Origin of the sequence: Streptomyces sp. NPDC059092 (assembly GCF_042756365.1) — a bacterium.
In the GTDB taxonomy this organism is placed as follows: domain Bacteria; phylum Actinomycetota; class Actinomycetes; order Streptomycetales; family Streptomycetaceae; genus Streptomyces.
In genome coordinates this window covers 84,637-105,059 of sequence record NZ_JBHZEJ010000022.1, presented here as the reverse complement: position 1 = coordinate 105,059, position 20,423 = coordinate 84,637, and the positions used below count along the sequence as shown (strand labels likewise).

At 69.9% G+C, this 20,423-nt stretch carries 17 protein-coding genes; 7 read left to right on the top strand and 10 right to left on the bottom strand.

Translation table 11 applies throughout. The features are described from left to right. Positions 1 to 419 precede the first annotated feature (419 nt). The 8 genes from ACFXPL_RS15950 to ACFXPL_RS15915 form a co-directional block, all read right to left on the bottom strand. Positions 420 to 710, bottom strand: a complete 291-nt coding sequence (locus ACFXPL_RS15950; RefSeq protein WP_384918675.1) for a putative quinol monooxygenase — start codon at positions 708 to 710, stop codon at positions 420 to 422. 150 nt (positions 711 to 860) lie between these two features. Further along, entirely contained in the window at positions 861 to 1,871 is a 1,011-nt protein-coding gene (locus tag ACFXPL_RS15945) for an alpha/beta hydrolase (RefSeq protein WP_384918673.1), read from the bottom strand. Positions 1,872 to 2,182: 311 nt separating this feature from the next. Then, complete coding sequence (locus ACFXPL_RS15940) at positions 2,183 to 2,434, bottom strand: hypothetical protein (RefSeq protein WP_384918670.1); 252 nt, start codon at positions 2,432 to 2,434, stop codon at positions 2,183 to 2,185. Between the two features lie 11 nt (positions 2,435 to 2,445). Next, positions 2,446 to 3,591 carry an anion permease gene (locus ACFXPL_RS15935; protein WP_384918668.1) on the bottom strand — a complete coding sequence of 382 codons (1,146 nt, stop codon included), beginning with the start codon at positions 3,589 to 3,591 and terminating at the stop codon, positions 2,446 to 2,448. A gap of 428 nt (positions 3,592 to 4,019) precedes the next feature. Further along, positions 4,020 to 5,180 carry an esterase/lipase family protein gene (locus ACFXPL_RS15930; RefSeq protein ID WP_384918665.1) on the bottom strand — a complete coding sequence of 387 codons (1,161 nt, stop codon included), beginning with the start codon at positions 5,178 to 5,180 and terminating at the stop codon, positions 4,020 to 4,022. 375 nt (positions 5,181 to 5,555) lie between these two features. Continuing rightward, complete coding sequence (locus tag ACFXPL_RS15925) at positions 5,556 to 7,172, bottom strand: MFS transporter (RefSeq protein ID WP_384918662.1); 1,617 nt, start codon at positions 7,170 to 7,172, stop codon at positions 5,556 to 5,558. A gap of 131 nt (positions 7,173 to 7,303) precedes the next feature. Beyond that, the gene (locus tag ACFXPL_RS15920) at positions 7,304 to 8,641 is read right to left on the bottom strand and encodes a hypothetical protein (protein WP_384918659.1); all 1,338 of its coding nucleotides are present in this window, start codon (positions 8,639 to 8,641) and stop codon (positions 7,304 to 7,306) included. 380 nt (positions 8,642 to 9,021) lie between these two features. Further along, on the bottom strand, positions 9,022 to 9,759 hold the full coding sequence (locus ACFXPL_RS15915) for a helix-turn-helix transcriptional regulator (RefSeq protein ID WP_384918689.1): 738 nt from the start codon (positions 9,757 to 9,759) through the stop codon (positions 9,022 to 9,024). A gap of 50 nt (positions 9,760 to 9,809) precedes the next feature. Between ACFXPL_RS15915 and ACFXPL_RS15910 the strand changes: the two genes are divergently transcribed. The 3 genes from ACFXPL_RS15910 to ACFXPL_RS15900 all read left to right on the top strand — a co-directional run bounded on the left by ACFXPL_RS15910 (position 9,810) and on the right by ACFXPL_RS15900 (position 11,043). Continuing rightward, a complete protein-coding gene (locus tag ACFXPL_RS15910) occupies positions 9,810 to 10,577 on the top strand; it encodes an SDR family oxidoreductase (protein WP_384918656.1) in 768 nt (255 codons plus the stop codon). Beyond that, complete coding sequence (locus ACFXPL_RS15905; protein ID WP_384918654.1) at positions 10,577 to 10,738, top strand: hypothetical protein; 162 nt, start codon at positions 10,577 to 10,579, stop codon at positions 10,736 to 10,738. The genes ACFXPL_RS15910 and ACFXPL_RS15905 overlap by 1 nt, the downstream gene beginning before the upstream one ends. A 95-nt stretch (positions 10,739 to 10,833) precedes the next feature. Beyond that, positions 10,834 to 11,043, top strand: a complete 210-nt coding sequence (locus tag ACFXPL_RS15900) for a tautomerase family protein (RefSeq protein WP_384918651.1) — start codon at positions 10,834 to 10,836, stop codon at positions 11,041 to 11,043. A 187-nt stretch (positions 11,044 to 11,230) separates the two neighbouring features. Here the strand turns inward: ACFXPL_RS15900 and ACFXPL_RS15895 are convergent, their stop codons facing one another. Further along, positions 11,231 to 11,839, bottom strand: coding sequence for a TetR/AcrR family transcriptional regulator (locus ACFXPL_RS15895; protein WP_384918648.1), 609 nt, complete (start codon positions 11,837 to 11,839; stop codon positions 11,231 to 11,233). Positions 11,840 to 11,931: 92 nt separating this feature from the next. Here ACFXPL_RS15895 and ACFXPL_RS15890 point away from each other — a divergent pair, with 92 nt between their 5' ends. Beyond that, on the top strand, positions 11,932 to 12,681 hold the full coding sequence (locus tag ACFXPL_RS15890) for an SDR family NAD(P)-dependent oxidoreductase (protein ID WP_384918645.1): 750 nt from the start codon (positions 11,932 to 11,934) through the stop codon (positions 12,679 to 12,681). 591 nt (positions 12,682 to 13,272) lie between these two features. Here the strand turns inward: ACFXPL_RS15890 and ACFXPL_RS15885 are convergent. Then, a complete protein-coding gene (locus tag ACFXPL_RS15885) occupies positions 13,273 to 15,144 on the bottom strand; it encodes a potassium transporter TrkA (protein ID WP_384918642.1) in 1,872 nt (623 codons plus the stop codon). A gap of 297 nt (positions 15,145 to 15,441) precedes the next feature. Between ACFXPL_RS15885 and ACFXPL_RS15880 the strand changes: the two genes are divergently transcribed. The 3 genes from ACFXPL_RS15880 (at position 15,442) to ACFXPL_RS15870 (ending at position 20,418) form a co-directional block, all read left to right on the top strand. Further along, on the top strand, positions 15,442 to 17,067 hold the full coding sequence (locus ACFXPL_RS15880; protein WP_384918639.1) for a hypothetical protein: 1,626 nt from the start codon (positions 15,442 to 15,444) through the stop codon (positions 17,065 to 17,067). A gap of 1,031 nt (positions 17,068 to 18,098) precedes the next feature. Further along, a complete protein-coding gene (locus ACFXPL_RS15875; protein ID WP_384918637.1) occupies positions 18,099 to 19,388 on the top strand; it encodes an ABC transporter substrate-binding protein in 1,290 nt (429 codons plus the stop codon). A gap of 82 nt (positions 19,389 to 19,470) precedes the next feature. Then, entirely contained in the window at positions 19,471 to 20,418 is a 948-nt protein-coding gene (locus ACFXPL_RS15870; RefSeq protein ID WP_384918634.1) for a carbohydrate ABC transporter permease, read from the top strand. Positions 20,419 to 20,423: the final 5 nt, after the last annotated feature.

Genomic DNA, 20,423 nt, shown 5'->3' with positions numbered 1-20,423 from the left:
CCATCGGGCCGGTGGCGCCCCGCCCGCACGTGCCTCTGTCTCGGCGCCGGCTGGTTCCCCGTGTGTTCCCCCCCTCGGATTCCCGGATCACAGCACCCGTCCCGCCGCATCGGCCGTCCCACCGCGTGCCGGTCGTCGTCGCCGCGGTCGGCGACGCGGCGCGCCGGGGTCTCGAACGCGGCCACCAGGCCCTCGGTCGTGTACGGCACGCCTCCCCTGAGTACGGACGCAGGTGGGTCGTCAGGTCCTGCCCCAACTGGACGCCGGGCGGGAGCGGATGGCTGCCCGCCCGTACACCGGGTCGCTCGTGCGCGAACCGTGCCGCCCGTTCCATCACCCAACCAGGCGCTCTGGCATAGGTTCGGCGGCATGGACCCGCGCGACGCGGCGGACTCCGCGGGCCGAACCGAGAGCAGCGCTCAGCGCGGAATCTCCTTGTAGTGGTGCTCGTCGTACTCCGACTTCAAGTAACCGTTGACGGTGTCGTTGAAGTGGATCCAGTGCGGCGTCCTGCCGTGCGCGTCGAGGTGCTCCTGCGATTCCCAGTGCTCGACGAGGACGTAGCTGTAGGGATCATGGTCGTTCCGCCACAGCTGGTACAGGCCGCACCCGTCCTCCTTGCCGGACTCGACGACCATGTGGTTCAAGAGCTTCAGGAAGTTCGCCTCGTGCTCCTGAAGCACATCGAAGAAGACGTTCAGAGTGATCATGTCTCTCCTTGTGCCACGCGACTCCGCTCGTCATGCGTGGCGTCGACCGCGTTACGCACTTCGACGGCTCGAAGCCGTCTCACCTGCGGCGCCGACAGCGGCTTCGCCGGACGGGCACCCGTGTGAAGCGGCCGAGTACGGCCAGGACGGCTACGGGTGCGTCCGCCGAGGCTCTGTGGCATGCCGTGAACTGCCGTGGAGTGCGTCCTTGATCGCGGCGACGGCGATCCGGCGGGCCACGTCGGTGGCGTGGCAGTCGCGGAGGCTGTCGAGCATCAGGAAGTCGTGCACCATGCCCAGGACGCGTACGGCGGTCACCGGGACTCCGGCCTCCCGCAGGCGGGCCGCGTAGGCCTCGCCCTCGTCACGCAGCACGTCGGCCTCATCGGTGATCACGACGGCCGGAGGCAGGCCCTTGAGGTCGTCCACGGAGGCACGCAACGGGGACGCGTACCGCTCCTTGCGCTGGGCGTCGTCGGTTGTGTACTGGTCCCAGAACCAGAGCATGCCGTCCCTGGTGAGGTAGTGGCCCTCGGCGAACTGCAGATAGGAGGCGGTGTCGAAGTTCGCGTCGGTGACCGGGTAGAGCAGCACCTGCGCGGCGAGCCGGACGTCCCCGCGGTCCTTGGCCATCTGGGCGAGGACCGCGGACATGTTGCCGCCGACGGAGTCGCCGCAGACCACCATGCGCGAGGGATCGAGCCCGTGCTCGGCGCCCTGGGCGACGACCCACCGGGCGACGGCGTAGTTCTGCTCGATCTGGGTGGGGTACCGGGCCTCGGGGGCCCGGTCGTAGACGGGGAACACGGCGGCCGCGCCCGCGCCGACGGCCAGCTCGCGTACGAGGCGGTCGTGCGTGTTCTCGTCCCCGAAGACCCAGCCGGCGCCGTGGATGAAGAAGATCACGGGCAAGGGACCGCCGGCGTTCTCGGGCCTGATCACGCGAGTCCGTACAGCGCCCCATTCGCCGGCGTCGACAGTGATCCATTCCTCGTCGATGCCCGGCTTGTCCACGCCCTCGCCGGTCTGCAGGCCGGCGAGGACGTCACGCCCCTGCTCGGGCGGGACCTCGTAGATGCGGGGATGGGCCGCGGTGGCGTCGGCCAGTTCTCTTGCCGCGGACTCCAGCGTGGGAGTGGGCGGCGGGGGCAGTTCCTTCATGCTGAACCTCCACATGTGACGGGCCGCCGGCACGGGAGGGCCGGTGGATACGGCCCCTCGGCGTCACCTTCCAGACTTACCCGTACGCCTGCCGCACGCATCACGGGCGGCGGGCTCCGTGCGCGCCGCGGAGACGTCCGGTCACCGGACTCACGCGCATCAGGCGGCCTCCGGGCTGACGAGAACGGGTCTCGGCCTCGTCTCATCCCGGTCGTTGCGGCCGGTCGGAGCCTCGATGGCCAAGCTACCTGCGCCTGCCGGCCGCTGACGTCGGGGCCTGTCGACCACGGTGTGTTCTGTCGGCAAATGGTTCAGTGGAGTGCTGGAACCATCAGGTACAGGCCGTACGCGATGACGGCGGCGCAGGCCGTGAAGCACAGTGCGGCGACCGCCTTCATCAGCGGAGCCGGCCGGTGGGTTTCGCTGTCGGCGGGCGTGTCCCCGAAGGGGGCTCCCGGTGGTGCGAGCGCGCGGACGCCCAGTGAGAACACCGCCACGATCCCGACCGTGGCGGCGACGCCGATGAGGGCCACTTCGCCCAGACTGCTCCAGTTCAGAGTCATGGTCCGCCCTTTCAGGCTTTCGCTTTCGCGGTGTCCGAGCGCAGGGTCACGGTGTGCGCGTCGTTCACATTGCCGGAGGTGACCGGGTGGCGGCGGGAGACGACCACGATGAACGTTGCCGCGGCGACTGCGGCCAGGGCGACGAGGACGGTGCCGACAGTGCCGCCGTGGACGACCACGACCGAGGCGAACGCGCCGACGGACGCGGCGGCGGGCAGGGTGACGCACCAGGCGATGGCGATACGCGCGGCGATACCCCAGCGCACTGTGGAGAGTCTGCGGCCCAGGCCAGCCCCGAGGATGGCTCCGGAGCAGACCTGCGTGGTCGACAGGGCGAAGCCCAGGTGGGCCGAGGTCAGAATCACGGTCGCGGAGGACGACTCCGCGGTGAAGCCCTGCGGAGCCCTGATGTCGGTGAGGCCCCTGCCCATGGTCCTGATGATCCTCCAGCCGCCGAGACAGGTACCGAGGCCGATCGTCAGGCCGGCGGACACGATGACCCAGAGCGGCGGCCCCGAACCAGGGGCCAGCGCACCGACGGAGATCAGGGTGAGCGTGATGACGCCCATCGTCTTCTGCGCGTCGTTGGTGCCGTGGGCCAGGGACACCAGCGAGGCGGAGGCGATCTGCCCGAGCCGGAAACCGCGGTCGACCGAGGCTTCCCGGCCCCGGGCGGTCAGCCGGTAGGCGAGACGGGTGGACAGCAGCGCCGCGAGCCCCGCCACCAGCGGAGAGGCGACGGCCGGAAGAATGATCTTGTCGATCACCTCGTCGAAATGGACTCCCGCCCGTCCGGCCCCCACCCACACGGCACCGATCAACCCGCCGAAGAGAGCATGCGAGGAACTGGACGGCAGCCCCAGCAGCCAGGTCGTCAGATTCCACAGAACCGCACCGATCAGCCCGGCGAACACCATGCCCGGCGTGACCAGTCCGTCGCTGACGATGCCGCCGGAAATCGTCCTGGCCACCTCCGTCGACAGAAACGCGCCCGCGAGATTGAGTACGCCACTGACCAGAACGGCGTGCCTGGGGCGCAGCGCCCCGGTAGCGACCGAGGTCGCCATCGCGTTCGCCGTGTCATGGAAGCCATTGGTGAAGTCGAACGCCAGAGCGGTCAAGATCACTACAGCCACAAGGAACGTGATGTGGTCCATCCGACGGATACAACCGCAGCCGGTGGCACCCTTGTCACCGGACGCAGCGAGAACACCTCAGCTTCCCACCAACGGCGCAGCGCCTTCGCCCCCGGAACAAGCCGCCGGCCGGTCTTCGCCGGCGCGGCCACCAGCCCGGGCTTCGTCCCGGCCGGCCGGCTTCCCACCCTCCGCCTCATCCTGACGCGCTTCCTCAAGGCGCGGCCTGGCTCCTCACGACGGCCCCGGTAGCCGTGCTCCGCCCCGGGGGCACGCCTGGCAGGTCGGTCGGGCGACCCGGCGTGTTCACCAACAGCGGGTGGCCGGAGCGGTTCGCGCCCGGCATACGACGCCAGGCCCGTCGGGACGCCTCGCGCAGCCGGCGCGGCGCCGGCGTGACCACCGGCCCGCACCTTCTGTCCCGACGGACCTCGTGTCCAGCGGGCCGCTCAGTCGGGCAGGCGGTCGAGGACCCACTCGCCGAGTTCGGCCGTCATGCCGGCGTGCGGATCGTTGCTGCCGGAGAGCACGTAGTCATCGAGTTCGGACTCCTCCGGGGGCAGCTCGTCGATGTTGGCGTACAGGTCTTCCTGCCGGTCCAGGTCGCGGATGGCGATCGCGCTGACAGAGGGCACGAAGCACACGGACCGGTGGGCCGTGTCCACGCTCTCCCCGGAAGCGGTGAGAGCGTCGCCAAGAATGCCGAACGATTCGAGGGTGCCGCCCGGCGCCCCGTCCAGTTCGGCCAAGCCGCCCGTGGTGATCGTGTGCGGGCCGCCGAGGACACCGCTCAGCACGGCCGCCTCCGCCTCGCCCTGCGACTGGGCGAGGAAGTACGTGCCGTCGAAGGCCGCTCCGGAGCAGGTCAGCGCCTTCGCTCCGGCCCGCACACCGTTGCCCACACCGTCGCCGCGTCCGCTGGACACCCCGAGCAGCCTCGGGATACGGGGCCACGAACCGACCCGCTGGAGCTGTTCCTTGAACTCGGTCCGCAGCGGGCTCTCCCGCGGTGTGCCCTTCACGCCGTCCAGGTACCTCCAGAGCATCTGCTGCGCGGCCGGGCTGCTGATCTGCCGCAGGTAGGTGTCGTCGCCGGTCTGGGCGAGGTAGTGCGCGAACGCTTGCAGACCGATCGGCACCCACGCCCCGCGGTGCGGGCTGTCGAAGGACAGATGTACGCCGGCCCTGTGGTCCATGCGCTGCGTTTCCATCTTGGCCAGCGCGTACCGGGTGACGAGGCCGCCCATGCTGAACCCGCCGACGAGGAGCCGGGTGTCGCCCATCTGCTCGGCGATGGTCCGCAGGATCGCGGCGGTCACCGTCTCGGCGTTGCGCGGGACCGAGTCGCCGCGCTCGTCGAACCCCACGAGAACCAGCGTGCGCCCGCGGCGCCGAAGCTCGCTGATGAACGGGTACCGTCCGCTCTCCAGTCCGGCCCAGAGCCGGTCGAAGTCGCTCGGCCCGAGGTCGAACCCGTCGGCCAGCACGACCGGCCGGACCACACCCTTCGCCCCCTGCCCGTAGTACACCCGGGCGTTGCCGCCGGGCAGCTGCCACTCCTCGTCGGCGGCGGGCGCCTGGGGCGCCGCCGGCCTGCCCAACGGAGTCACGAGCCCGATCGACCCGGCGGCTTTCCTGGCTGTCTCAGTCCTGCTGTCGGCCACTGACGTCCCTTTCCCTACTGCGGTCGAAGATCAAGGGACATGATCGGCTCAGGAACCTCGCCATTACACGCATACCACGCGGACTTCACCATTTTGAGCGATCCTGCGAGCAGGCCGCTCCAAGAGCGCGCCGTCCTCGTCGTCCGCGCCGCTACCGCCCACCCCGGCCAGTCGAGGACGCGTGCGGGATCTGGAAGGAGCTGGACCGGCCGTACGCGAAACGGCCCACCGGCCCTCCGGTGGTGAACACCCGCCTCGTGATCCGCGGCCAGCGACGTCTACGGAAAACCGCTCCGGCGACCTCCCCGTGGCCGACCGTCGCTACACCTTGGCCGAACCAGGCTGGGCCGTCGGGATCCGGTGGGTGAAGAACAGAGCGACGAGGGCGGTGAGCGCGAGGACGGCGAGTGCGGCGCGCAGTCCGTCGAGTCTCGCCGCGGCGTTCGCGTCGAGTGCGGCGGAGGTCACGTCCGCGCTCGCTCCGGCGTCCTTGAGCGCGGTCTTGAGCTGGGCGTCCGACAGGAAGGGCACGCCACTGCCGAGTTGGGTGTTCGCCTGGTTCTTGACCTCGGACGGGACCGCCGGATTCTGTTCGATGCTGGTCAGGAACGACGTGGTCAGCGTGGCGATCAGGATCGACCCGGCGAGGGCCGTACCGATCGAGGCCCCGAGGTTGGTGACGGAGTTCTGGATGCCGCCGACCTCCGCGCTCTGCTCGTCCGGCACCGCGGACACGGTGACCGAGCCGAGCTGGGACGCCAGCGCGCCCATGCCCAGCCCGATCAGCAGCAGCGGAATCGTCACGATCTCCGCGCCCGCGCCCGCGTCGAGCGCGGCCATCAGGGCCACCGCCCCCGCGAACATGGAGAGGACCCCGAGCCGCACCACCCGCCGCGGCGAGACGTCCGGGAGAAGTCGCGGGATCAGGATCGCGGCGGCCAGCAGCGTCAGCGAGAGCGGCAGGATGCGCGCGCCGGTACCGAGCGCGGAGAGACCGAGCGCCACGGACAGATAGAGCGGTACGACGAAGAACACACCCATCTGTACGAGGTACTGGAAGAAGAACATCGTCAGGCCGCCGGTGAGCTGCTTGTTCCCCAGCAGGGCCGGGTCCACGAGCGGCTCCCTCCCGCGTACGACGAGCCGCGCCTCCCAGCGGAGGAAGACCCAGATCAGGAACAGGCCTGCCAGCACCAGCCATACGACCGGCGAGACCCCCAGCCACGCGGGAGCTTCAGGTTTCGGCCGGAACCAGCCCCATTGGTCCGAGCGCAGGACACCGAACACGAAGATCCCGAGCCCGAGGGCGGAGAGCACGCCCCCGACGAAGTCGACGCGCGAACGCCCGCCGGGCGCGGCGTCGGCGACCCGCCGGGCGAGCACCAGAATGGCGAGCACGAGCACCACCTCACCGGCGAACACCCAGCGCCAGGAGAAGTACGTCGTCGCCACACCTCCGATGAGCGGCCCCACCGCGATCGCCACGGCCCCGGCGGCGGCGACGAGTCCGTAGGCGCCCGGACGCCGTTTCACCGTGAAGTTCCCGGCGACGAGCGCCACGATCGCGGGCAGGATCAGCGACGCCCCGACCCCCTCCAGGAACGCCCAGCCGACCAGCAGCACCGACAGGTTGGGGGCGAGCGCGGTCGTCAGCGAACCGCATCCGTAGATGCCACAACCGATCATGAACGCCCGCTTGCGGCCGATCAGCGCGCCGACCTTCCCGCCGGGGATCATCAGCATCGCCATGACGAGCGTGTACGCGGTGATCGCGCCCTGGATCCCGGTCACGGTGGTGCCCACGTCGTCGGCCACCGTCGCGATGGACACGTTCATGACGGAGCTGTCGAGCGCCATCAGGAACTGTCCTGCCGCGAGCGTCAGCAGGACGACCCACGTCGATGCCGAACTCCCGCGCGTGTCCGCCTTGGGGGTCATGACCGTATTGTCGCGACGGTCGGGCACAACCGGCCGTGACCCGCCGCAAAGATCAGCCGGTTGGCCGGTGGCCGCCTCGGCACGTCGCCGCGGCCCCGCCCGGCCGTGCGTCGAGCGGCTCCGGCGGCGCGTCAGCGAGCAGGACCACCGGCACGTGTGCCGGCGGGCGGGGCGGTGCCCACGTCCAGGAATTCACGGATCGCGAAGCCGGCCAGTGTGAGTACCGCCGTCCACACCACGACCATCATGGTCGGGTAGGTCCAGGTGAACAGGACGATCGCCGCGACCACCAGGATGGCGACCCCGATCCAGCGCTTGAACCGGTGCACGAACCGTCCGACCGCACCCAGGCGAAGTCCCGCCGACATCGCCACCTCGCGCAGCGCGGCGATGCTCCTGCGGCAGCCCGTACGGGTGAGAACGGCGACCCGGGACGGGCCGGAGAGGAACGCGCCGACGGCCGTGAGGAGCGCGACCGCGGCGAGCGCCCGCACGGCGGCGCGCAGGAACGTGACCAGTGCGTCGTACACGGCTCCGGCAGCCGCCTGGGACGTCCCGGGGGGCAGATGGTCGAGGTAGACGTCGCGTGCGACGGTCAGGGAGACACCGAGGACGAGCATGGCGACGAACACCGCCAGTGCGGCCCCGATCAGCGCATGCCGGCGGTTGAACGCCACGTACACCCCGGCAGCGGCGATCAGCAGGGCGATCACGGGCAGCCAGCCTCCGAGGATCTGCAGCACTCGCAGGTAGGCCTTGATCTTTCCGACATCCTTCGACGCGAACACGACGAAGCTCGTGTGGACGGCCGGGATCTTCGCGGCGGGAGCGAGACCGGCGCTGACCAACTGGTCCTTGACTTGGGCGACGATCGGGGCCACGTCGATGGTGACCTGGTTGTCCTTCAGCGAGACCGCGCTGTCGGCCTGCCCCGTCAGGGCCTTGTCGAGAGCAGCGTGCGCACGGCGGTTGCCCTTCACCCAGACCGTCTCGAAGGCGCTGCTGGTGACCACCCGGTCCACTGTGCCGCTGATCAGCTGTTCGAGCCCCTTGGTGATCGGTCCGTCCAGGCTGTTCAGCAACTTCGCCACGCGCGGCGGGACGCCCTTCTGCGACGCCGCCGTCGACACTTCCTTGACCAGCGCGTCCACATTGATCTGTGCCAGTACCACGGTGGTGACCCGATGGGTGACCGCCTTCTGCACCTCGCGGTTGCCGGCCAGCGGTCCGACGGTGGCGACGTAGCGGTCGGTGTCCCGCACGATGCTGTTCGCCCATACCGCCACGACGGACAGCAGCGACAGCAGCGCGGCGAGAAGAATCAACAGGACCGAGCCGAACGAGCGGAGCCCGTGATGGCCCGCCGCCCTCGGCGGCCCAGCCTTCTCCAGGACGTTCAACCGGTTTCGCAGTTCGTCCAGCTCGCCGCGCTCCTGGTCCGAAAGCCCGGCATCGCCATCGTCACTCATGACCACAAGGGGACCCCGGCGGCGGGCAACGCGCGACCTGGGCGAACCGTGCGCGTGAACGCGCAGTTCGGTGCGGGCGGGCCGACGCGTCCCGCCACTCCTCGCGAACGCGGCGCCGACGGCCGGAGGGGCGGGGCCCCACAGGTTCCAGGCGAGGAAGAAGGCAGATCCGAGCTGTTCGCCCCCTCTGCGGGAAGGACCGCCACAACCGTGGCCGCCGCGACGGCCGACCCCCGGCATTCGACCGGCAGACCTACCGTCGGCGCAACATCGTCGAGCGCTGCTTCAGTCGAGCGCTGCTTCAGGGCTCACGGGCGCCGTGGAATCGTCACCGGCTACGACAGGCCGCCCTGGTGACCGACGCTGTGACGGGGAGGCTGTCAGTGTGCGGGTCCGGTCACTTCTTGGGTGCCGAGGACGGCGAGGAGGCCGAGGAGGCCGGCGCTGTCGGTGCCGACCGCGGGGGTGAACCAGAGCAGCCGCTGTCGGCCGTCCTCGCTGAACAGGTTGAGGCAGTTGACCTCGATCAGGCCGAGTGCGGGGTGGTTGAGGCGTTTGCGGTCGTCGCGCCGGAATGCCACGTCGTGGTCGGCCCACAGGGCAGCGAATTCGGAGGAGGCGTCGAGCAGCGAACGGATCATTGAGCCGGCTTCGGTGTCTTTGGCATCTCGTCTGGCGGCGGCTGCCCGCAGGTCGGCCACGAAGGCCCGGGACTGGCCCTGATGGTCGGCTTCGGGATACATCCGCCGGGCGTCGGGGTCGGTGAACCACCGGTGGACGAAGCTGGCCCGAGCGCCCCGGAGGCCGGAGTGGTCCCCGAGCAGAGCCACCGCCAGCGGGTTCTGTACGAGGGTGACGTGCAGGTCGGTGATGACCTGTGCGGGTGTCGATGTCAGACGGGTGAGCAGGTCGAGCATGCCGGGGTGGACGTGCGAGGCCGGTCCGCCGTGCGCGGGCACCGGGCGCTCGGCCAGGTGGTAGAGGTAGTCGCGCTCGTCAGCGCTCAGGCGCAGGGCCCTCGCCAGCGCGGCGATCATCTGCTCGGAGGGCTGAGAGCCGGCGCCGCGTTCGAGTTCGTTGTAGTAGTCCACCGATGCTCCGGCGGGCCGCCGACACAGGGGATGACATCCCCTGGCTCCGTCGGCCGATGCCGGGCATCGTGGAGGACATGACGACGAACCACACCACAGCGACTCCCCCTCCGGCAACCGTGCGGGTTGCCGTCGTTACCGGCGGATCACGCGGCATCGGCCGGGCGGTCTCCCTCAAGCTCGCCAAGGACGGCCTGGCCGTCGTGGTGAACTACGCCCGCGACGCGGCTGCCGCAGAGGAGACGGTGGCGGCGATCGCCGCCACCGGCGGGCGGGCGATCCGCGCGCAGGCGGATGTGGCGGACGAGCACGCGGTCGCCGCGCTCTTCGACCGGACGGAGCAGGAGTTCGGCGGCGTGGACGTCGTGGTGAACTGCGCCGGCCGACTCGCCCTGTCGCCCATCGCCGACCTCGACCTGGCGGTGCTCGATGCCATGCACCGCACCAACATCCGCGGCACCTTCGTCGTAGCCCAGCAGGCCGCCCGGCGACTGCGCGCGGGCGGCTCGTTCGTGGGGTTCTCGACCTCCGTGGTCGGTACCCGGTTCCCTGCTTACGGCGCGTATGCGGCGAGCAAGGCGGCCGTCGAGTCGCTCACGCTGATCCTCGCCCGCGAGCTGCGCGGTCGGGACATCACCGTGAACGCCGTCGCCCCCGGCCCCACCGCCACGGACATGTTCCTCGAAGGCAAGACTCCCGAGCAGATCGACCAGCTCGCCAAGGCCGCGCCCCTGGAGCGGCTGGGCACCCCGGAGGACATCGCCCAGGTGGTCGCCTTCCTCACCAGCCCGGCAGGGCACTGGGTGAACGGCCAGGTCCTGCGGGCCAACGGGGGCATGGTGTGATGACGCAGCCGAACGTCGTGGTGGTCACCGGCGCATCCCGCGGCCTCGGGAGCCTCACCGCACGGGCCCTGGCCGAGGCTCGCCACATCGCGTACGCCGGGACACGCGCCACCGCGGACCGCGGCGCACTCGAACCGCTGCCCCCACCCACCGGCGCCTGACCACTCCGGCACCAGCCGATAAAAAGCCCCACGGACCCCCACTCCCGGACACGCGCTTCCGCATCACGGCAGAACCCGCCCAAGGAGAAGCACCCATGCCTTTCGCCCACTTCAAGGTCCCCGCGAACACCGTCACCGCCGCGGACAAGAAGAAGATCGTCGAGCGCACCACCGACCTGTACGCGGAGATCTACGGCGAGCGGGCCCGTCCCACCACCGTCGTACTCATCGACGAGGTCACCGACGGCGGCTGGGGCGTCGGCGGCAACGTCCTGACCGCCGCCATGCTCAACGGCGACGCCTGACCTCCCCCTCGGTGCCGGGCCCGGCACCACAGCGCCGGGCCCCGCACCGCCGCGGATCCTCGGCCGAAGGACCACGGCCATGTACCGGTCCGCTCAACGTCTCGGCCCCACGAGGGCGCGTCCACGCGTACCGGCCACCCAAGAGCGCCGCAAGAACCCCCGCCGGCGCCCTCGATCGTCGACGGCGTCAGGCGGGCGGCCAGGTCCGCAGGGCCATGTCGGCCACTTGCTGGAGATCGTCACGCAGGGCACCGCCGGCGGCTTGGACGGCGATGCCGTTCGACACCGTCATGACGTAGCGGGCGAGCAGTCCGGTGTCGGTACCCGGCGGCAGATCACCGTCGTCAACGGCCCGCTGGAAACGGTCACGCAGGCGCGAGCAGGATTCGTCACGCCAGGCGGCCAGAGTGTCGCGAGCCGGCCGAGCGGGGGCACCGGCGGCCAGCGACCCCTGCACGGCCAGGCATCCGGCGGGACAGTCGGGGCGAGTGGTCGTTCGGACCGATCCGGCGAGGAACGCTGCGGCCACCTCATGGGCGGTCGGCTCCTCCAGCGCCCGGGCCACGTAAGCGGCGGGGCCTTCGGCGTACTTGCGCAACGCCTTGCGGAACAGCTCTTCCTTGTTCCCGAAGGCCGCGTACATGCTGGTGCGGGTGATGCCCATGGCGCTGGTCAGGTCGGTGAGGCTGGCACCTTCGTACCCCTGCTCCCAGAAGACCCGCATGGCCCGCTCAAGAGCCTCCTCGGCGTCGAAACCCCTCGGCCGACCGATCGGCGCTTTCTGCGGCATCTCCATGAGGCCGATCATACCCCTTCCGTACCGGACGGTGCGTATGTGCTACGGTCTCCCTCAGTACTGATCGGTACTGAACTCCGTGGAGGCATCTTATGGGACAGTTCGAAGGTAAAACCGCCGTCGTCACCGGCGGCAGCTCCGGAATCGGCCTGGCCACCGCCATGCGGCTGGCAGCCGAAGGCGCGCACGTGTTCATCACCGGTCGGCGTAAGAACGAGTTGGACGCAGCCGTGAAGACCATCGGCTCGGCGAGGGCCACCGGGGTGACCGGTGACATCTCGGACCTGGATGACCTGGAACGCCTGTACAACACGGTCCGTGCACGGGGCCGGGGCCTGGACGTGCTCTTCGCGAACGCGGCGAGCGCCTCGTTCGCCACGCTGGAACAGACCACCGAGGAACACGTCGACCGGATCTTCGGCGTCAACGTGCGGGGCACTCTGTTCACCGTGCAGAAGGCGCTGCCGCTGCTCAACAACGGCGCCTCGGTGATCCTGAACTCCTCGGTGCGCGCCGATGACGGGGTCGCGGAGTTCGGCGCGTATGCGGCCTCCAAAGCGGCGATCCGGTCCTTCGCCCGGACCTGGGCCAACGAACTCAAGGGCCGGAACGTCCGGGTCAACGCGATCTCCCCGGGCACCATCGACACTCCGGCGCTCGACAGCATGGTGAGCGCGGAGGACGCCCCGGCCATCAAGGCACAGTTCGCCGCGAATGTCCCCCTCGGCAGGATCGGGCGTGCCGAAGAGGTCGCCGACGTGGTGGCTTTCCTCGCTTCCGAGCAGAGCAGCTTCATCCTCGGAGCCAACGTGTACGTCGACGGCGGCGAGATCCAGGCCTGACCCGCGGGTCGACATCCGCTGCAGGACGAAGCGGCGCCGTCACGAGCGGCATCGCTCCCGTGAGGGAACGGCGGGTGACAATCCCGGCGCCGCTTCGACGCGCCTGTGGCCGAACGGGCGAGGGAAGACTGGGACGGCATACGACGGGAATTGTTTCGGGCTCATCGCCGCAGGTCGGCGCAGCCGGCCCCGCAGTTTCCGTGCCACCGGCGGCAGTTCCGGGGCGGTACGCGGTCGCCGGCGCAGCCCGTCACCTCGCCGAAGCGGGAGGTCCCCATCCGGATCCTTGCCGGCCACCTCGATCTCCTCGTGCGAACAGCCCGCGAAGTTCCACCACATCTCACGCGGTTTCGGCGTTCCAGCAGGACCGACGTGCCTGAGGGCGGGAGGGGTCGGCGAAAGGTCAGCATCACGACAGGATGCTCACCTGCAGGCCACGAGACGGCAGCGCCCCGAGCGGTACGGCGTTCAGCGGTACGCGCCCGAGCCAGGTCCTCTCGTTCGGATCTTGCCGGGCTCGCGCGCCCGCGGTGACACCAGCCGCTGACGCTGCGGGCGCTCCCTGATCCGGCCGGATCCAGACGAAAGACCCTAGTCCTCCGCGAGCACCACGACCGTGTCGCCCTCCCGCAGGGTCAGCGGCGCGGTCTTCGAGGGGTTGAGACGCACCCCGTACAGCGGCGGTTCGTCGCTGCGCTCCGCGAGCCGGTAGCCGATGGCCGTCTCGCCGCGCTGCCGGGCCGCCTCGATCACGGTGGCGAAGTTCGCCTCGGCTCCCGCGAGGAGATAGCTCGGCGCCGGTTTGAGGTAGATCTCCGAACCCTCGGGGTCGAAGAGGTCGGCGAACACCGCTTCCAGCCGGCGGTTCTCGCTGAGCTGGGTGAGCAGCAGGCTGATCAACTTGGTGCTGACGATGAAGTCGTCGGCCTTGGTGACCTGCGCGACCTCGCGGTTGGCGTCGTCGTTCATCTCCGTGACGATCGAGTACGGATCGCCGAGCCGGATCTCGATGTCCCGCAGGTGGAGCAGGGTGACCAGGGTGCGGTCGTCGGCCCGGCCGGGATCGATGGTGTCGTCCGTGAGCACCACGATATGGCGATAGCCGTCCACTTCCAGGGACTCCAGCGACGGGCGGCTGACGGGGTCGCAGTGTTTGAAGCCGACGGTCAGGTTGTCCAGTCGCCCGGTCAGGTCCTCCCGCGGCTGCCGGGGGGCCGCGATGTCCACCACGGAGCCGGGCTGCACCAGACGGTCCAGCAGTGCAACGATCTCCGCCGCACGGGGGTTCCAGCCGATGATCAACGTCCGGTCGGGCAACGGCTCCGGAGCCTCGGCCGTGGTGATCGCCGACCGTACGATCGTGGGCGGGACAGCCGCCCGCTCGATGAGCAGATCGTCCTCGGCGACCATCAACAGCCGGTCACCGCGTTCGATGACGGCGTCCATCGACGGGTTGACCTGTATCTTCCCGTCCTCCCGCTGCAGGCCGATGGGGATGCCGCGTTCGAAAGCCGTCAGCGATTCCCCGTAGGTGGCACCGGCCAGTGCCGGCTCGCTCCAGGGGTAGATCTCGTTGCCCATGAAGCTGAGCAGTTCGTTGAAGACGGTGGACAGCCCGGACTGCCGGTGGGCCTGCACGATCAGCCGTACGGCGATGTCGTCGACATCGATCACCAGCGCCGCATCGCCCGCGGCCAGCCGGGCCGCCGCCAGGTTGGTGGAGTTCTGCACCGCGGCCACCACATTGGGGCGCTGCCCCGGCCATCTACGGTTGTTGAGCAGCAACAGCACCTTGATGACGTCGATATCGCTGTCGTCGGTGAGCGGCGGCAGCACCATGATCGCCTTGGCGGTGTCCGGACTGACCAGCTCCAGGTCCTCGCGCTGCAGGGGACTGCCGGAGCGGCAGATCACCCGGGTCTTCCCGGTGTCCGGGATGCGCCGCCGGATCTCTTCGTCCATGTCGACCTTGTCGCGGTCGGCGAGGATCACCACACAGGAGCGCCGCTCGCTCTGATTGGCCTCCACCAACTCGGCGATCACCGTGAAGATCTGGTCCGACCAGCCGAGCACGATGGTGTGCCCGCGCTCGATCAGTTGCGACTTGCCCTTGCGCAGTTCCTGGATATGGGTCTCCAGGCCGGTCGTGATCACACCGATCAGCGCGCTGACGATGAAGATCCCGCCGATGGTCACCGTGAGCATGAGGACCAGGAACAGCGGCTGCCCGGTGTCCCCGCCCATCGTGCCCGGATCGAGGGTGCGCAGCAGACTCATCCAGACGACGCCCGCCCAGCCGCCGTTCTCCTCCGTGTCCTTGTGGGCCAGCACCACCACCGTGCTGGAGACCAGGGTGATCAGTGCCAACGAGGCCAGCCCCAGCCAGCCGATCAGCGCCGGGGTGCCGCGGTCCATCGTGCCGTCGAACCAGTACCGCAGCCGCTCCCGCAGCGTCTTGCGCATGCCCAATTCCTCCATGTTTCCATCCGCCGCCGTGCCCAACAGGGTGCTCCGGACGGCGTGTTACCCATCAGAGGGTGTCGTCCCGCCCCTGACCACGCCAATCGCGGTGACAAAACCGCACAGAGCGCGGCATGTGGCCGCCGCCCTGAGGGCGATACGGGTCCCGACAACAGCCCTACGCCGCACAACCATTCGCCGCACCCATCTGTCACACCAGGCATCCGTGAGAAGACTTCCAACGAACGGAAGGGTGTATGCGACATGTCATTTCCTGGACGGCGTCGGCGCTTTGGCGCCTTGACCGCCATCGCGGTCGCCCTGCTCGGCGTGGGGCTGATCGGCGCCCCCGCCCAGGCCGAACCATCGGCCGGCAGCGCCGCGCAGCACGGCCCTGAACTGAACTTCACCGTCACGCGGGACAAGATCGGTGTGCCGCAGCCGCTGGTCTACCCGGGCGACCCGGCGCAGATAGGCTGGGGCCTGCCCGGCGATCCTGACGGGGGCACCGCGCGGGACGTGGTCGTCACCATCGACGTGTCCGGCATCTCCGCCTTCGCCGACGTCTCGGGCTTCGGTTGCTCCGGGAACCTGTGTTCCTGGCCGGTCAGGGACATCGAGGCGGACGGTTTCTCCGGCGGCTTCCTGGAGCTGATGGCCAAGCCTGACGCTCCGCTCGGCACCACCGGGACCGCCCGGCTCACCGCGACGTCCTCCAACGCGACGATCGCCCCTCTCACCGTGCAGGTCACCATCGGCACGATGGAACTGGTCGTCAACCGGCTGCCGCAGAAGAACGGTGCGCAGCCCGGCACTTCGCTCCAAGCCCCCTTCACCGTCGCGAACATGGGCTCGCTCCCGGCGCCCGGCGTGGAACTGAAGCTGACCACCACCCAGGGCCTCGACTTCGCACCGCGCTTCGCCAACTGCGCCTACGGCACGACCGACGACTTCCCCTACGGCCATGGGCGAACGCTGGACTCCGCCGTGTGCCGGGTCGACACACCGGTCGAACCGGGCAAGCGCTACCGGCTGTCGGCCCCCGTGGGCCTCGACGTCAAGGGGACGGCCCTCTTCGAGTTCCTGGACTACCGGGTGAAGCCGCTGGCCCGCGCCGTACCCACCGCGGGGGACCCGCGCGGCGGCGGATCCAGGAACCCCGGCCCGAACGACGGAGCGCCTGTGCTCACGCTGGTGCCGGACGGCGAAGCGCCCCCGCCCGGCACCGTGACGGAACAGGCGATGTGGATGATCAACGCCGCCAACACCGCCGATCTCGCGGTCACCGGCGACTCAGCCGAGGCCGGCCCCGGCACGGAGGTGACGCTGACGGCGAAGCTCCGCAACGACGGACCCGCCACCTTCGACCTCCTCACCTCCGACGACCAGATCGGGCTGCTGGTCGACATTCCCGAGGGCACCAGTGCGGTGAGGGTCCCCGAACGCTGCCGCCCCTGGAACGGCCTGGGAACGGACGACCCCCGCCCCGGCGCCCCGCAGTACCTCTGCGCGTTCTACTCGAAGTTCGCCGTGGGCCAGGCCGTGGACCTTCCGTTCACGCTGCGCGTCACCCAGGACGCACCGGGCACCACCCGTGCCACGATGCGCACCATGTCGGTGAACGGCGTGGAGCTGGCCTTCGACACCCATAAGGCCAACAACACCGCCCAGTTCACGGTGCGGGTGAAGAACGGCGGGGGCAACGGCCCTGCGCCGGGAGCGGACGGCGCCGCCGGCGGGAACAGCAACCAGCCTCACACCCAGACCATCAGCGCACCCCGGACCGCCCCGGACACTCCGGGCATGCTGGCCGCCACCGGCAACAGCGGTGTGGCCGCCATCGCCTGGGGGAGCGGCACGGCACTCGTCGCGGGCGCCGCGCTCCTGGCCACCACCCGCGGACGCGGACGCCGCACCGCCGGCTGACCCTGGCGCGACGAGGCCGGCCCCGTCGTTCCTCGGCCGGCCTCGTCGCCTCTCGGGCCCTGGAGGCGCCCGTTGTGTCCCGACGGTCTTCGTGGCGGGCGTTTCCGGGGTGCCTGTCTCGGGAGTGCCGGTCTCCGAGGTGCCTGTCCACGGGCGGCCGGCACCTTCACGTCGCCCGCCACCAGGCTGCTGAACGGGTACGGGCCACCACCCACAGGGGCGCGCGGCGGGCCCGCTCGCCGCGCGCATCCGGAGATCGAGGTCGATCCGGACGTCGGGCAGGTCGACAACGGACAGATGCTCACCCCGGCGGGCACCGCCGCGGGACTGGACCTGTGCCTGCACCTGATCCGCCGCGGCTTCGGCTCGGCCGTCGCCGCCGACGCCTCCCGGCTGCGCTGGTCACGAGCGTCACAGAGCGCTGTGAGGGCGGCGAGAGCGGATCGGACAGCATTGCTCTCGTCTTCCGAACGGGACAACAGCATCGGCAGCTCGCTGCCGATGGCTCGCCGTGTCAGGTATTCAGCCGCGGACTCCTCCCGGGCACCCCCGAGTGCGGTGATGCGATCGGCGAGGGAGACTGCTGCCGCCGGCCCCGACGCGGCAAGCCGCAACAGGTCGCCGAGCAGAACCAACCGGCAGCCGGGAGCGACGCTGTCGTCGCAGACCAGCGCCGTTAGGAACGGGACAGCCTCGATCGTGGTGTCGGTGCAGGTGCCTCGGTGGGCCACGGCATCAGCCAGATCTCCGAGGAACTCACCCGTCGCCTCATAGGGCTCCGGAACGCTCTGCCGGACAGCAACCGAGCCGCCGTCCTTCAAAACGATCAGCCGGATCGTGCATTTCTCTGATGCCAGGACCGTCTCGCCAGCCCGACGGGCACCCTCGTCATCGTGCTCTACCTGGGGGAAGTGAACCTTCACGCCACAAGGGGTTGACCGTACACGCGGCTGCCCCTACCTTTCTCGCAACCCGCTGGTACATCGATTAACCATCACTGGTTGACGTCCTCTGGTTGGAGACATCCCGCTGTGCGCTCACCCCTGAGTCGGCGTGGCTTCCTTGCCGCAGGTTCCGGTATCACCGCCGCCACCGCTCTTCCCGCCCTGTCCGGCTGCTCCTCCATCGCCGCCGCCGACTCCGATCCCGACACCCTGCTCGTCCATACGCAGTTGGGCACCACCGCGCCCGGTTCGGTCACGTACACCGCCATGGTGAAACGGTTCCGGAAGGAGAATCCGGGGCTCCGGGTCAAGAATCTCGTCAACGGCGACGACCTCGCCCAGGTGTACGAGACCTCCCGGCTGGCCCGCAAGGAACCCGACGTCGTCATGGTCAACCTGTACGACAAGACGCTGGCCTGGACCGATGTCGGGGCGACCGTCGACGTCAAGGAGTACCTCGACGACTGGGGGCTGCGGAAGCGGGTCCTTCCCGCCGCCCTGGAGGCGTGGACCGACGGGAAGGGACGGCTGCGCGGCTTCCCGTACTTCGCCACCAACTGGCCCGTCGCCTTCAACACGGCCCTCCTCGACCGGGCCGGGGTGGGTGCGATACCGACCACAGGCGACGAACTCATCGGCGCGGCACGCAAGTTGCGCGCCAAAGGCATCGCCCCCGTCACCGTCGGCGGCAACGACTGGACGGGGCAGAAGCTGCTCGCCCAGATCATCCAGACCTTCCTCACTCAGGAAGAGGCCCAACAGGTCTACGCGAGCGGCGACTTCGGCGGCAGGGGCGCCCGCGAGGGCATCGAGTACTTCGTCTCCCTTCGGGACGCCGGAGTCTTCGCCGACAAGGCGCAGGGGCTCACCTCCGACACGATGACCACGCAGTACAACACCCAGGCCGCCGCGATGGCGTCCGCGATGTCCTCGGCCCTCGCGAAGGTGCCGGCGGGGGTGGCCGCGCACACCGAGGTCGGCGGCTGGCCGCTCGCGCCCGGCGCGGCGCACGACAAGCCGACGATCATGCGCGCCTTCACCCTCGTCGGCTTCTGGATCAGTCCGAACGGCGCGAAGAAGCTGCCCGCCGTGGAGAAGTTCCTGCGCTTCATGTACCGGCCCGACGTGGTCTCCCGCTTCATCACCGAGAGCGGCCGGGACATGGCGCTGGTGACGGACACGGTCAGCGCGGACTTCCCGCTCGTGGCCGCGGCGCAGCGGCTCGGCGACCGGGTCGGCCAGGTGCTGCTGCCCGATCTGTACGTGCCCCCGGCGGCCACGCAGCCGCTGATCACCGCGACCAGTACCGCCTTCACGCGGGGTACGAGCGCCGCCTCCGTACGCTCCGCCCTCGAATCCGCGTACCGCGGGGTCTGAGAGGTCACGCGGACGGGCGGGACGTCGCTCCCCCGTCAGCGTGTCCTCCGGATCCCTCGCCCGAGCCTCCGAAAGTCAGGCCATGACGACGCTCTCGTCCGCCGCCCCCGGCGGCACCAAGGCCCACCGCGTCCCCACCCGTCCGTCCCCCTCCCCCGCCGGCCGCGACCGCCGCAACCGGGGCGGCGTCATCCTGGCCGTTCCGGCGCTGTTCTGGTACCTGGTCTTCATGGTCGGCCCGCTGGTCGCCATCTTCGTCATCGCGGCCCTGCACTGGCCCGGCATGCTCCAGCCGGTGTCCTTCGCCGGCCTGGGCAACGTCCGTACGGTCCTCGCCGACCCGGTCTTCCGGGACGCGGTGGCCAACACGGCCGTCCAGCTCGCCGCCGCGGTGCCGGTGATGATCGTGGCCGCGTACATGCTGGGCTACTACGTGGCGCAGCAGCCGCCGGGCCACCGTGTGCTGCGCTACCTCCTCTTCATCCCCGGTCTGATCTCGACCCCGGCCAAGGCCATGGTGTTCTACGCGGTCCTCTCCCCGGACGGGCTGTTCAACGGGGCCCTGGAGAAAGTCGGTCTGGGCTCGCTGGCCGACGCCTGGCTGGCCTCGCCCTCCACCGCGCTGCTCTGTCTGATCGTGGTGGACGTGTGGAGCGGCATCGGTTTCACGGCGGTCCTGTTCGCCGCGCGCCTGGGCAGTGTGCCGGAGGAGATCGGCGAGGCCGCGCAGCTCGACGGGGCCGGGCACTGGCGCGCGATGTGGCGCGTCCACTTCCCCGTCATCCGGGACTTCGTGGGCGTCGTGACGATGCTCCAGTTCCTGTGGACGCTGTTCGGCTCCGCCCAGAACGTACTGCTGCTCACGCAGGGCGGTCCGGGAAGCTCGTCGACGACGTTGTCCTTCCTCGTGTACCAGAAGGCGTTCATCGCGGCGGACCTCGGCTACAGCCAGACCGTCGGTGTGATCCTCTTCCTGGTCGGGCTGGCCGGTCTGCTCGTCATCCGCCGTGTCTTCCGCCAGAACTACTGAACCGA

Bases quoted from the DNA above. Each gene is read 5' to 3' on its own strand.
- ACFXPL_RS15900 (WP_384918651.1), top strand. From the start codon at position 10,834: ATGCCTTTCGCCCACTTCAAGGTCCCCGCGAACACCGTCACCGCCGCG.
- ACFXPL_RS15905 (WP_384918654.1), top strand. From the start codon at position 10,577: ATGACGCAGCCGAACGTCGTGGTGGTCACCGGCGCATCCCGCGGCCTC.
- ACFXPL_RS15895 (WP_384918648.1), bottom strand. From the start codon at position 11,839: ATGGAGATGCCGCAGAAAGCGCCGATCGGTCGGCCGAGGGGTTTCGAC.
- ACFXPL_RS15950 (WP_384918675.1), bottom strand. From the start codon at position 710: ATGATCACTCTGAACGTCTTCTTCGATGTGCTTCAGGAGCACGAGGCG.
- ACFXPL_RS15870 (WP_384918634.1), top strand. From the start codon at position 19,471: ATGACGACGCTCTCGTCCGCCGCCCCCGGCGGCACCAAGGCCCACCGC.
- ACFXPL_RS15925 (WP_384918662.1), bottom strand. From the start codon at position 7,172: ATGACCCCCAAGGCGGACACGCGCGGGAGTTCGGCATCGACGTGGGTC.
- ACFXPL_RS15910 (WP_384918656.1), top strand. From the start codon at position 9,810: ATGACGACGAACCACACCACAGCGACTCCCCCTCCGGCAACCGTGCGG.
- ACFXPL_RS15885 (WP_384918642.1), bottom strand. From the start codon at position 15,144: ATGCGCAAGACGCTGCGGGAGCGGCTGCGGTACTGGTTCGACGGCACG.
- ACFXPL_RS15940 (WP_384918670.1), bottom strand. From the start codon at position 2,434: ATGACTCTGAACTGGAGCAGTCTGGGCGAAGTGGCCCTCATCGGCGTC.
- ACFXPL_RS15920 (WP_384918659.1), bottom strand. From the start codon at position 8,641: ATGAGTGACGATGGCGATGCCGGGCTTTCGGACCAGGAGCGCGGCGAG.
- ACFXPL_RS15945 (WP_384918673.1), bottom strand. From the start codon at position 1,871: ATGAAGGAACTGCCCCCGCCGCCCACTCCCACGCTGGAGTCCGCGGCA.
- ACFXPL_RS15935 (WP_384918668.1), bottom strand. From the start codon at position 3,591: ATGGACCACATCACGTTCCTTGTGGCTGTAGTGATCTTGACCGCTCTG.
- ACFXPL_RS15890 (WP_384918645.1), top strand. From the start codon at position 11,932: ATGGGACAGTTCGAAGGTAAAACCGCCGTCGTCACCGGCGGCAGCTCC.